We start from the raw sequence: 11462 nt of genomic DNA, 5'->3' as shown, positions 1-11462 counted from the left end.
GTTGCAGTCGCTACAGCCTTGATTTACATCAGGGCAATCACGGGATATCTACGCCATTCTGGCTCGGCAAAGCGCTGGCAGTGTGCAAAGATGAAATTCAGCACGGCTTCCTGATTGCTCAGCAGGGCCGGATTCGCTGCTTTCCACTCGGCGAATTTGGCGGCCAGCGCCGGCTCGTCGCGCAGCAGCTCGGATGCCATGTCTTCGAACACGTAATCGGAAAACGCTTCTTTCTTCTCCAGCACGCTGTTGAAGAAACCCCAGCGGAAGAAGCTGTCGTGCGCCTGCGGCTCCAGGGTTTCCACGGCGTAGCGGGCGTTGTCCTGGTCCAGGCTGACGACATAATCGCCTGCCTGCACGGTGAACTGGCCCGTACGCGCTTCGAGTTCCACATTGTCGTGGAACATGTGGCCTTCGTAGGCCGTGGCCCGCGTGCCGACGTCGGTGATGTGGTAGTAGCGCGCCGTTATCGTCTGTTCGGTGGTGATGCGGTTCATTTCGACGCCGTTCCAGCGCAGCCGTTCGATGACTTCGCGCCACGCTTGCGGCACGATATAGGCTTTTGGCGCGGCCACGGTGACGTCCGCATCGAAGCGGTTGTAATACTTGATATCGCGTTCCCACGGCTGCGAGCGGTCATACGACAGGCGCTGGTAGTCGCCCAGGATACTCGGCGTGTATTGCGCCGCATAGCCCTTGAAGGGGAAGGTCGACGGCTGTTCTTCATTCATGGCCCAGTGGATCGGCCATGCGGCTTGCGTGCGTCCGGCCGCCTTCGCTTGCGCGCGCAGCTGCTTGATCTGTTCGCCATGTTTGACCGTGAACGCCATGGTGATGTCGAGCAGGGCGCGCATGGATGCGTAGCGGTCGGCAAACGGTTTCAGCATGTGCGTTTCCGGCATGAAACCAATGACGTGATGCAAGGCCGCAAACCCGGTCGAGAAACGGGGCACTTCGAGAAATTCGGCGATGCCGTGGTCGGGACTGTCCTTGACGGGATTCACGTACGGGCAGGTGGGCCAGCCAGCGTTTTCCATCTGGGCAAAGATGTGCGGCAGCATGGTGTCTTGCAGGAAGGGGCCGAGGCCATTGCCCAGCTTATCCGTCTGCGTGTGGATCAGGGTCATCGTGTACGGATAGTCGGCGCCGTTCGACGTGTGCGTGTCGACCATCACGTCCGGGTCCCAGCTGGCCAGCAGGCGGTTGAACACTTGCGCGTTCAGGCTGTCGCACTTGATGAAATCGCGGTTCAAGTCCAGGTGGCGGCTGTTGCCGCGGAAACCGAATTGCTCCGGCCCATCCTGGTTCACGCGCGACGTGTTGGCGCGGTTCAGGCTGCCATCGACGTTGTAGATCGGAATGAACAGCAATACCGTGCTGCCCAGCGCCGCCAGGCGCTCCGGCTGCGTACACAGGTCGCGCACGATGGCCATGCAGGCGTCGATGCCTTCCGGTTCGCCCGGGTGGATGCCGTTATTGTTGAAGAATACGGTGCGGCCTGCGCGCTTGATTTGCTCGCGGTCAAACACGCCGTCCGCGCTGACGACGCCAGCGTGGATGGGCACGCCCGAGTCGGACAGGCCGATCTGTTCGAAGTGCAGCACCTGCGGATAGCGTGCGGCAAGATCTTGATAGAAGGTGATGCATTCCAGCCAGGTCGTGGTCTGGTTGTGGTTACCGAGTTCGTAGGTCGTGCGCAAGTCTGGTGGCATAGCGGTCTGAGTCTGGGAGGGGGAAGGCGCGCTGGGTAAGTACGCCCGCTAGGGGCCAATTGTAGCACCGGCTCTTGCCTTGAGGCGCCGCAAGGGCTGGTTGCCGTACTTGTGTTATGAATACGTTTCACGCGCGAGGGGAGGCGGCATGGGCAAGGCGGCGATGGCAGCGCTGGCGGTGCTGGTGTGGGGGATAGGCCTGGCGGCGCAGGCGGCGCCATTGCGCTTGCCTGCGGGCAAGGAGCTGGTGGCGCAGGGCGGGTCCGTCACGGCCGTCGCGCAGGGCGCGTTGATACGCTACCGGGGCTGGCTGCTCGCCATCGATGGCGCCGTGCCGGAAGAACAGCCTGACATCGTGCTGACGTCGGCGGATGCGCGCCACGCGCCGCTGCTGCAGATCGGCGCTACGCAGCGCACCTTGCCCCTGTGGTCGGCCTTCGAGCTCGTCAAGGGAAGCGCGCGCCTGCGCATCACGGCGCTGCCGGGGCTTGAAGCGCTTCCCGCGCTGCTGCTGGACTTTGGCGACAGCGATTACCGCATCGTGATTCCCGCCGCCCCCATCGAACGGCAAGCCCATCCACTGCTGGCGCAGCGCTTTCCCGGCGCCGACCTGGCCTTGCTGCTGCAGGATGGCCGGCGGGTCATGTTGCCGCTGGGAAGTGGCAGCGCGCAAGTGTTTGGCGCAGAGCAAGCCGTGCCTTACCGTTTTGCGAAAGTGAAAAAACGTTAGGCGAAAAAAAGCCACTCCCGCAGGAGTGGCTCAGGCTAAAGCGCCCGTTGCCGGGTTATTGCTTTTTGTTATTCAGCGCCCATTTCTTTCAGCAGGTTGTCTGCGTGGTCGATGTGTTTCATGTTCCACAGCATGTAGCGCAGGTCGACCTGGATCGAACGGGTGTTGGCCTTGTTGTAGTCCCAATCGGAAATGATCGAGTCCAAGGTGCCGTCGAAGGCCAGGCCGATGAATTCGCCTTTCGAGTTCAGCGCAGCCGAACCGGAATTGCCGCCGGTGATGTCCAGGGTCGCCAGGTAGTCGACCGGCACGGTTTTCAGCTTCGGATCGACGAATTTACCGAAGTCCTTGGCTTTGATCGCGGCCAGTTGATTTGCCGGTGCATTGAACTCGCCCTGGCCCGTGGCTTTGGCCACGACGCCATTGACGGTGGTGAACGCGGTCCAGGTGGTGCCGTCGGCGCCATGGTCACGGCCGGCAACGCGGCCGAAGGTGACGCGCAGGGTGCTGTTGGCGTCAGGATAGACGGCTTGGCCTTTGCTCTTCATGAAGGCAATTTTTGCTTTCATGTAGTTGGCGTAGGCTTGCTGGATCTTGCCGGCCAGTTCTTCGTCTTCCGCTTCGTTTTTCAGCGAATCCGGATACATGGCGACGGCTGCCTGGATGAAGCTGTCCTTGCTGGCCTGGAATTCGGCTGGCGTGCGTTTCAGCCATGCTGCGCGCTCGGCCTTGTCGGCCAGCTTGCTGCCCGCATACAGTTTGTCCAGGGCGGCGGACAGGTCGGCTGGCGACATGCCGTCCTTGATGCCGATGGCGGCGTCAAAGCTGGCGCGGCGCTGTGCTGCCGGTTGCGCGGCGTACTTGGCCAGGCTGTTCAGTACCAGCGCCTTGTCGACTTTTTCATCGTAGGTGCGTTCGACCGAGGTGATGCCCGCTTCCAGGCGTGGCAAGTCGCGCGACTGGTAGCCGGACTTGCGTTCCGTATCGGCCTTGGTGCTTTCGTTGGACAGGCGGTACAGGCTGCGTGCCGTGTTCAGCAGGCGTGGCTGTGCGTAGCCCAGGAAGAAATCGCGCTTGGTGTCGGCATCGCGCTCGGCGATCAGCTTTTCCACTTGCTCGATGTCGCCGGCAAATTCCGCCTTGCGGGCAGCATTCGCGTTGACCCAGGTTTTCAGGGCTTCATGTTCTGCCGTCTTGCGTGCCAGGAAGTCGCTGCCCGCGTACGAATCGAGCATGCCTTGGCGGTTCTTGTAGTAATTGTTCACGCCAGCCACCTGGCCCGCGTATTTCAGGGCAACATCCTTGTTGTCCTTGGTTTCGCGCGCGATGATGGCCAGGGTTTCGCCCGACGCTTTCACGAAGGCCGGGTAGTTCCAGTCAAACGTGAACGCCACTTCCGATGGCAGGCGGTGACGGTTGGTGCGGCCAGGGTAGCCCAGCGCCATCACGAAATCGCCTTCTTTCAAGCCATCCTTGGCCAGTTTCAGCACGTGTTTTGGCTGGTACGGCACGTTGTCCTTGCTGAAGTCGGCAGCTTTGCCGTCCTTGCTGACATAGGCGCGGTAGAAACCGTAGTCGCCCGTGTGGCGTGGCCACATCCAGTTGTCGGTGTCGCCGCCGAACTTGCCCACGCCGGCCGGAGGCGCGTGCACCAGGCGCACGTCGCGGATTTCCAGTTGCTTGATCAGGTAGAACTCCAGGCCGCCGTAGTAGCTCGACACGGTGCAGCGGAAACCCGCTTCTTTTTCGCATTCGGCGACCAGTTTCTTCTGGTTTTTCTCGATCGCGTCGATGCGTGCCTTGCCTTGCAGCTTGGCTACGTCGGCGGTGATGATCTTGTCGCTGACATTGGTCACGGCGGAGGTGACGAAGATGCGGCTGCCTGGGGCGGCCGGTAATTCTTCAGCGAACGTCTTGGCCAGGAAACCGTTGGCCAGCAAATCGCGCTCCTTGGTCGAATTGACCGCTACGCTGTTGTAGACGCAATGGTGGTTGGTGGCAACCAGGCCTTGCGGCGAGACGAACGAGGCCGAGCAACCGCCCAGGCTGACGATGGCGCCCATCGGGAACTCGGTCAGTTTGGTCAGGGTGGTCGGATCGAGTTTCAGTCCGGCCGCTTTCAGTTCCTTGGCTACTTGTGGCAGCTGTTGGGGCATCCACATGCCTTCGTCGGCGTGTGCGAAGTTGCTCAGGATGGCGAGCGCGATTAAAGATTTTTTCATTCGAGTTCTAGTCTTTTACATGAAGGGAAGTCGGAACCAACGTGTACCCAGTGTTTTTTCTCAGCGGGCGACCTAGAGTATCCGCACCGAACTCGCACTAGTCAATCACATTTTCCCGGCGGCATGTTTGTAGTTGCTTGTTTAAATGGCACTATTTTCGGCATCACAGGGGCAGAAAGTGGCTGCCAGCGGGCATTTTCCCGTGCCGCGGCTGTGGTATTGTCCATACAATTGTCCTGGCAGCAATAAAAATGGCCGGGCGCCTGCGCGGCCCGGCCATTTGCGGATGTGCTGCTTTTGGTCTGCTTAGCGTATTTTGCCGCGGCGCAAAAGATTCACGATGCCCAGCAGGATCACGGCGCCCAGGAACGAGACGAGCAGCGAAGACAGGCTGAAATTGTCGCTGTTGATGGTACCCGTGCCGAACAGGGGCGCCAGCAGCCAGCCGCCCAGGAAGGCGCCGACGATACCGACGACGATATTGAGGAAGATGCCCTGTTGCGCATCCGTTTTCATGACCATGCTGGCCAGCCAGCCGATGACACCGCCAATAACGATCCAGATAATGAAATTCATGTAATCCTCCGCGCGATGGATGAGTGGTTGTGCCAGAGCGGTGCGGCCTGCACGTCATGGCAAATTGATACTGATGCCGCACGATAGAAAAGTCCAGCGGATTCGCATGGCGCATGCAAAAGCCCGCCTGGCTGCGGGCAGCGAGGCGGGCTTGTCATGCGGCAAGGCAGTGTTTAATCGGCCTTGATGGCTTCCACCTGGATGGCCAGCTTGACTTCCGGCGAGAACGCCGGCATGCCGTAGTTCAAGCCAAAGTCGCTGCGCTTGAATTCTGCCGTGGCATCGGCGCCGCACACTTCACGCTTGTAGCGCGGGTGCATGATGCACTTGAACTTGCTCACGTTCAACTTGACGGGCTTGGTCACGCCCAGCAGGGTCAGTTCGCCATCGACTTCCACCAGTTGCTCGCCGTTGAACTTGAGCGACTTGCTCTTGTAGGTGATTTCAGGGAATTTCTCGACGTTGAACATGTCCGCTTTCTTCGCGTGCGTGTTCATGGCGTCCAGGCCGAAGTCGATCGAATCGGCATCGATGACGAGGTCCAGGCTGCCCGCCTTGGCGGCGCGGTCCAGGGTGACCGTCCCCTTGGTCTTGTTGAACTTGCCACGCCACACGGACATGCCCATGTGATCGGCTTCGAAGCTGGGGAACGTGTGCGTCGGGTCGAGGTTGTAGGTGTCGGTAGCGGCCATGGCCGAACCCGCGCCGGCGGCTGCCAGCACGGCGATCATCAAGTGCTTAAGTTTCATCAATATCCTAAAAAGAATCGGTTGGTGGTGTGATTTTAATCAGTAGCGATTGAAAAACGTTCAGGGCAAGGCGCCTTGCCGAAGGCAGTACGAATAGTACGACGAGACAAGAGCAACGCAGCCATGGACGTTTTCTCAGGTGTTACTGCGCAGCGACGTGGAACTTGATGGTGACCTCGTCGGCAACCATGCTCGTGTCTTTCCACTCGCCTTCGCCGATGTTGTAGGTCAGGCGCTTGATCGGCAGGGCGCCGTCGAACGCATATTTACCGCCGTCGGCTTTCACCGTCAGGGGGAAGGTCACGTCGGTGGTCTTGCCTTTGATGCTCAGCTTGCCGCTGACCGTCAGCTTGCCCGCGCCGGCGGCCTTGATGCTGCTCGAGACGAAGGTGGCTTTCGGGAACTGGGCCGCGTTGAACCATTCTTTCTTGGCCACTTCCTTGTTGTATTCCGGGTCGCCGATATCGATGCTGGCCGTCTCGATTTCCACCGACGCTTTCGACGCGTCCGGCGTGGCCGGGTTGTAATCGATGGCGATATTGAATTTCTTGAACTTCGCTTCCACGGGCACGTTCATTTGCTTGAACACGGCCGACACGCTGGTCTTGGCGGGATCGACTTTCAGCAGGGTGGCGGCAGTGGCGGCCACGGACAGGCCCAGCAGGGAAGCGAGGACGATGCGTTGGGTGGTTTTCATCTTATTTTTCCTGGAGTTTCAGTGAGCAAAGCAGATTAAGAAGGGCTTGGAACGCCGGACAAAACCGCAAATCGCGACGCGCAGCGGGTTTGGTTCGACGTTCTTATGGCAGCATGCGTTTCAGCACGCCATCGCGGTCGATGAACTGGTGCTTCAGCGCCGCCAGCACATGGGCGGCCACGGCGGCGGCCATCGTCATGTTCAGAACATAATGAATCTCTTTTAAAAGTGGCTTAAGTTCCGGGTTCGGCGCCATGATGACGGGCAGCTGGAACAGGCCCAGGTAGACCACGGGCACGCCGGCGGCCAGGGTGTACAGGTAGCCGGAGACGGGCACGGCGAAGATCAGGATGTACAGCAGCACGTGCATGGCGTCGGCCGCCTTCTTTTGCCAGGCCACCATGCTGGCAGGGTGCGGCGGCGGCACGTTGGCCTTGCGCCACAACAGGCGGATGGCGGCGATGGCCAGCACGGTCACGCCCAGCCACTTATGCCACGAGAAATATTTGAGCTTGGTGGGCGTCAGGCCGGGAATATCGACCATGACCAGGCCCATGACGAAGGCGCTGATGATCAGCAGGGCGGTCAGCCAGTGCAGGATGATGGCGGTGGTGGTGTAGCGTTGCATCGACGGCTTTCTTGAAAGTAGTACGTGTTAGGACTAATTCGGCCTAATATACCAAAGAAAAGCAAATTGCGCTGCGTGCTGCAGATTCTACAAGAAAGATTGCCGGAAAAACCGCGGGGCGGGCAGCATTTGTGTGCTGGCCGCCCCGCGGGAGTGGGATCGTGAGGATCCCCATGTGGAAACTGCTTAGATGGCTTTGGCCAATTGCGCGGCGATACCGATGTAGTTAGCCGGCGTCATGGTCAGGAGCACGTCCTTGGCATCCTGCGGAATGGCCAGGCCATTGACGAAGGTTTGCAGCGCTTCTTTCGAGATGCCCTTGCCGCGCGTCAGCTCTTTCAACTGCTCGTACGGGTTTTCGATGCCGTAGCGGCGCATCACGGTTTGCACTGGCTCGGCCAGCACTTCCCACGTCGCGTCCAGGTCTTGCGCCAGGCGCGCATGGTTCACTTCCAGCTTGTTCAGGCCGCGCAGGCAGCTGTCATAGGCCAGCAGGGTGTAACCGAGGCCCACGCCGATATTGCGCAGCACGGTTGAATCGGTCAGGTCGCGCTGCATGCGCGAGACGGGCAGTTTTTCCGACAGGTGTTTCAGCACGGCGTTGGCCAGGCCCAGGTTGCCTTCCGAGTTTTCGAAGTCGATCGGGTTGACCTTGTGCGGCATGGTCGAGGAACCGATTTCGCCCGCTTTCAGTTTTTGCTTGAAGTAGCCCAGCGACACGTACGTCCAGATGTCGCGGTTCAGGTCCAGCAAGATCGTGTTGGCGCGCGCGAAGGCGTCGAACAGCTCGGCCATGTAGTCGTGCGGCTCGATCTGGATGGTGTACGGGTTGAAGACCAGGCCCAGGCGCTGTTCGATGACGGCCTGCGAGAATGCCGGCCAGTCGAAGCCGGGGTAGGCCGACAGGTGGGCGTTGTAGTTGCCGACGGCGCCATTCATCTTGCCGAGGATTTCCACTTGCTCGATGCGTTTCACGGCGCGCTGCAGGCGGGCCACGACGTTGGCAAATTCCTTGCCCAGGGTGGTCGGGCTGGCCGTCTGGCCGTGCGTGCGCGACAGCATCGGCACGTCCGCATTGTCGTGCGCGATCTGCGTCAGCTTGGCCACCAGGCCGTTCAAGGCCGGCAGCATCACGCCATCGCGGGCCGCTTTCAGCATCATGCCGTGCGAAGTGTTGTTGATGTCTTCCGAGGTGCAGGCGAAATGGATGAATTCCGACGCCGCCACCAGTTCCGGCACGTCCGCCACTTGTTCCTTCAGCCAGTACTCGACGGCCTTGACGTCATGGTTGGTGACCGCTTCGATGGCCTTGATGCGGGCCGCGTCGGCTTCCGAGAAGTCGGCTGCCATCTTGTCGAGCAGGGCGCTCGCTTCTGCCGAAAACGGCTTGATTTCGGTGAAACCGGCTTGCGACAGCGCTTGCAGCCAGGAGATTTCCACTTTCACGCGGTGGTGCATGAAACCGGCTTCGGACAGGATCGGGCGCAGCAGATCGGTCTTGCTGGCGTAGCGGCCATCGAGCGGAGACAGGGCCGACAGCGTGGAATACGGAGTAGTAGAAGTCATGAGAGCGGACGCAAGTTAAAGAAACGGTTGGCGTGTGGCGCGCGGGGAGGGCAGGGCTATTGCAATACAGCAACACTGACGGCGCCACAGTAAAGAGCGATTTTACCACCGCTGGCCGCTGGCCAGCCGTCCGTTGGCCGCCGGCGCAGCGCAATTTGGCCGAATCCGACCCCGATGCGGCGTGCCTGCCACACACGGGGGGCCGCCGGGCGCGTGCTGCCAAACAGCGCTGCCGCCGATGCTATACTGCTTGCTGCTCCCTTACCTTAAAGTACCTATGAAACTGATCGGTTCCCTCGCCAGCCCGTATGTCCGCAAAGCCCGCATCGTGCTGGCGGAAAAAAAGCTCGACTATGTCTTCGAGCTGGAAAACGTGTGGGTGCCGGAAACCCGCATCGCCCAGGCCAATCCCCTGGGCAAGGTGCCTTGCCTGGTGATGGAGGATGGCAGCACCTTGATCGATTCGAAAGTCATCGTCGAATACCTCGACACGCTCACGCCCGTGTGCAAGCTGTTGCCGGCCGGCGGCAATGGCCGCGAGCGGGCCGATATCAAGAACTGGGAAGCGCTGGCCGACGGCATTCTCGACGCGGGTGTGCTGGTGCGCCTGGAGCGCACGCAGCGCCCGCCCGAACAGCAAAGCGCGGCCTGGATCGCGCGCCAGCTGGACAAAGTCACCCTGGGCCTGGCGGCGCTGGAAGCGCGCCTGGGCGAGAGCGCATATTGCGCCGGCAAGAACTACACCCTGGCCGACGTGGCCGTGGGCTGCACCCTGGGCTGGCTCAGCTTCCGTTTCCCGGAAATCGACTGGCGCGCCGATCACCCCGCGCTGGCGCGCCTGTTCGACAAACTGTCCGAGCGGCAATCGTTCAAGGATACCGTGCCGCAGTAAAGGCACGGACGTAAAAAAACCGGCGATTGCCGGTTTTTTTATCTGCCTCGAAGAAAAATTACTCTTCAATCGCCATCTGGCTTTGCAGGTAGTTCTGGATGCCGACTTTGGCGATCAGGTCGATCTGCGTTTCCAGCCAGTCGATATGTTCTTCCGTGTCTTCCAGGATCATCAGGAACAGGTCGCGCGAGACGTAGTCGCCCACTTTTTCGCTGATGGCGATGCCTTCCTTGACGGTGGCGTGCGCGGCGCGTTCCAGCTTCAAGTCGCATTCCAGCATTTCCGGCGTGTTCTCGCCGATCAGCAGCTTGTGCAGCGCTTGCAGGTTCGGCAGGCCGTCGAGCATCAGGATGCGGTCGATCAGCTTGTCGGCGTGTTTCATTTCGCCGATCGATTCTTCGTATTCCTTCTTGCCCAGCTTTTCCAGGCCCCAGTGCTTGTACATGCGCGCATGCAGGAAGTACTGGTTGATGGCCGACAGTTCGTTGGTGAGCTGTGCGTTGAGCATGCGGATGACTTCTTTATCGCCCTTCATGGGATTTCCTTTGTTCTGTGTCGCGTTCGATGATGAAACCGGAGGCTGCTGGCGTTCACTGCCGGGTGGCGCTGGCTGCCTGGTGGCGCGCAGGTTGCCGGTTTCGCTATGCCCGCATGATAGCGCAAAATATGGGCGATTTCGGGCGGTAAACGGCATTTTTCCGTCTTTTTAACGTAAATATCGTGCGAATAAAACCCATTCTCAAATGGATTGGCACATTTTTCCGTTTTTTATTTGTTAAGGAAAATGAAGGCCATTCTCATTCGCGTTCATGCTCCTATTTGGCCGCCGCTGGCGCGCCTGCATGGCCGTGCTGAAAAGGCGGGAAATGTTGCTCCGTTCTTGCTTTTGTGTCTTCTTGGCCGCTGCCGGCGATGCGATAATCAGGCAGCGATATTTACTGAAAAAGGATAGCAAGATGATGCTGCATATACCCGGCGTGCTGACGCCGGAACAGGTCACGCAGTTTCGCCAGCGCCTGGCGCAGACGGACTGGGTCGACGGGCGCGCCAGCGTCGGGGCGCAAGGCGCGCAAGTCAAGCGCAACCGCCAGCTGGCGGAAGGTTCGCCGCTGGCGCTGGAACTGGGCGAGATCGTCAGCCGCGCGCTGATGGCCAACCCCCTGTTCTTTTCCGCCGTGCTGCCGCTGCGCATCCTGCCGCCGTTCTTCAACAGCTATGCGGGCGGCGAGCACTATGGCCTGCATATCGACGGTGCCATCCGCACGCCGAAAAACGGCATGCAATCGATGCGCGCCGACGTCTCGTCGACCGTGTTTTTGAGCGAGCCGGACGAGTACGAAGGCGGCGAGCTGGTGGTGGTCGACGCGTATGGCACGCATGAAGTGAAATTGCCGGCCGGCGACGTGATCGTGTATCCGTCGAGCAGCGTGCATCAGGTACTGCCCGTCACCAGCGGCGAGCGCATCTGCTCCTTCCTGTGGACGCAAAGCATGGTGCGCGAGGATTGGAAGCGCAGCATGCTGTTTGAGCTCGATCAAAACATCCAGAGCGTGCGCGGAGAACACGGCGATTCACCGGCGACGGTGGGCTTGACGGGGCATTATCACAACCTGCTCAGGATGTGGGCGGAGATGTAGAGCGCAAAAAAAAGTCTGCCTGGCCCGGGGATGTAGGCTGGCAGACTGAAACA

The 11462-nt window shown here is 60.2% G+C and carries 11 protein-coding genes; 3 read left to right on the top strand and 8 right to left on the bottom strand.

Going from position 1 to position 11462, the window contains the following annotated elements; all coding sequences use genetic code 11:
- Positions 1–23: 23 nt before the first annotated feature.
- Positions 24–1712 carry a M14 family zinc carboxypeptidase gene (locus tag O3298_RS07785; protein ID WP_305057987.1) on the bottom strand — a complete coding sequence of 563 codons (1689 nt, stop codon included), beginning with the start codon at positions 1710–1712 and terminating at the stop codon, positions 24–26.
- 148 nt (positions 1713–1860) lie between these two features.
- Between O3298_RS07785 and O3298_RS07780 the strand changes: the two genes are divergently transcribed.
- A complete protein-coding gene (locus O3298_RS07780; RefSeq protein WP_305058923.1) occupies positions 1861–2442 on the top strand; it encodes a hypothetical protein in 582 nt (193 codons plus the stop codon).
- Positions 2443–2510: 68 nt separating this feature from the next.
- Here the strand turns inward: O3298_RS07780 and O3298_RS07775 are convergent, their stop codons facing one another.
- From O3298_RS07775 to purB, 6 genes are all read right to left on the bottom strand, one after another.
- The gene (locus O3298_RS07775; RefSeq protein ID WP_099666231.1) at positions 2511–4664 is read right to left on the bottom strand and encodes a S46 family peptidase; all 2154 of its coding nucleotides are present in this window, start codon (positions 4662–4664) and stop codon (positions 2511–2513) included.
- A gap of 306 nt (positions 4665–4970) precedes the next feature.
- Positions 4971–5240 carry a GlsB/YeaQ/YmgE family stress response membrane protein gene (locus tag O3298_RS07770; protein ID WP_071075198.1) on the bottom strand — a complete coding sequence of 90 codons (270 nt, stop codon included), beginning with the start codon at positions 5238–5240 and terminating at the stop codon, positions 4971–4973.
- Between the two features lie 173 nt (positions 5241–5413).
- Positions 5414–5989, bottom strand: coding sequence for a YceI family protein (locus tag O3298_RS07765; protein WP_077408818.1), 576 nt, complete (start codon positions 5987–5989; stop codon positions 5414–5416).
- 142 nt (positions 5990–6131) lie between these two features.
- On the bottom strand, positions 6132–6686 hold the full coding sequence (locus tag O3298_RS07760; RefSeq protein WP_034778891.1) for a YceI family protein: 555 nt from the start codon (positions 6684–6686) through the stop codon (positions 6132–6134).
- A gap of 103 nt (positions 6687–6789) precedes the next feature.
- A complete protein-coding gene (locus tag O3298_RS07755; RefSeq protein WP_046684510.1) occupies positions 6790–7314 on the bottom strand; it encodes a cytochrome b in 525 nt (174 codons plus the stop codon).
- A gap of 186 nt (positions 7315–7500) precedes the next feature.
- On the bottom strand, positions 7501–8880 hold the full coding sequence (purB, locus tag O3298_RS07750; protein ID WP_305058922.1) for an adenylosuccinate lyase: 1380 nt from the start codon (positions 8878–8880) through the stop codon (positions 7501–7503).
- A gap of 277 nt (positions 8881–9157) precedes the next feature.
- Here purB and O3298_RS07745 point away from each other — a divergent pair, with 277 nt between their 5' ends.
- Positions 9158–9772: a glutathione S-transferase N-terminal domain-containing protein gene (locus tag O3298_RS07745; RefSeq protein ID WP_070290828.1), complete on the top strand. Its 615-nt coding sequence runs from the start codon at positions 9158–9160 to the stop codon at positions 9770–9772.
- 58 nt (positions 9773–9830) lie between these two features.
- On the opposite strand, the gene bfr is transcribed toward O3298_RS07745, so the two are convergent.
- A complete protein-coding gene (gene bfr, locus O3298_RS07740) occupies positions 9831–10307 on the bottom strand; it encodes a bacterioferritin (RefSeq protein WP_305058921.1) in 477 nt (158 codons plus the stop codon).
- A gap of 421 nt (positions 10308–10728) precedes the next feature.
- On the opposite strand from bfr, the gene O3298_RS07735 reads away from it, so the two are divergent.
- The gene (locus tag O3298_RS07735) at positions 10729–11409 is read left to right on the top strand and encodes a Fe2+-dependent dioxygenase (protein ID WP_077408815.1); all 681 of its coding nucleotides are present in this window, start codon (positions 10729–10731) and stop codon (positions 11407–11409) included.
- The last annotated feature ends 53 nt before the right edge of the window (positions 11410–11462 follow it).

The organism is Janthinobacterium sp. SUN137 (assembly GCF_030587265.1).
GTDB lineage: Bacteria > Pseudomonadota > Gammaproteobacteria > Burkholderiales > Burkholderiaceae_D > Janthinobacterium > Janthinobacterium kumbetense.
This window is presented reverse-complemented; position numbering and strand designations above follow the sequence as displayed.

What these genes read in the sequence shown, in the direction of transcription:
- O3298_RS07785 (WP_305057987.1), bottom strand. Translation starts at nt 1,712, where the DNA reads ATGCCACCAGACTTGCGCACGACCTACGAACTCGGTAACCACAACCAG.
- O3298_RS07745 (WP_070290828.1), top strand. Translation starts at nt 9,158, where the DNA reads ATGAAACTGATCGGTTCCCTCGCCAGCCCGTATGTCCGCAAAGCCCGC.
- purB (WP_305058922.1), bottom strand. Translation starts at nt 8,880, where the DNA reads ATGACTTCTACTACTCCGTATTCCACGCTGTCGGCCCTGTCTCCGCTC.
- O3298_RS07755 (WP_046684510.1), bottom strand. Translation starts at nt 7,314, where the DNA reads ATGCAACGCTACACCACCACCGCCATCATCCTGCACTGGCTGACCGCC.
- bfr (WP_305058921.1), bottom strand. Translation starts at nt 10,307, where the DNA reads ATGAAGGGCGATAAAGAAGTCATCCGCATGCTCAACGCACAGCTCACC.
- O3298_RS07770 (WP_071075198.1), bottom strand. Translation starts at nt 5,240, where the DNA reads ATGAATTTCATTATCTGGATCGTTATTGGCGGTGTCATCGGCTGGCTG.
- O3298_RS07775 (WP_099666231.1), bottom strand. Translation starts at nt 4,664, where the DNA reads ATGAAAAAATCTTTAATCGCGCTCGCCATCCTGAGCAACTTCGCACAC.
- O3298_RS07765 (WP_077408818.1), bottom strand. Translation starts at nt 5,989, where the DNA reads ATGAAACTTAAGCACTTGATGATCGCCGTGCTGGCAGCCGCCGGCGCG.
- O3298_RS07780 (WP_305058923.1), top strand. Translation starts at nt 1,861, where the DNA reads ATGGGCAAGGCGGCGATGGCAGCGCTGGCGGTGCTGGTGTGGGGGATA.
- O3298_RS07760 (WP_034778891.1), bottom strand. Translation starts at nt 6,686, where the DNA reads ATGAAAACCACCCAACGCATCGTCCTCGCTTCCCTGCTGGGCCTGTCC.
- O3298_RS07735 (WP_077408815.1), top strand. Translation starts at nt 10,729, where the DNA reads ATGATGCTGCATATACCCGGCGTGCTGACGCCGGAACAGGTCACGCAG.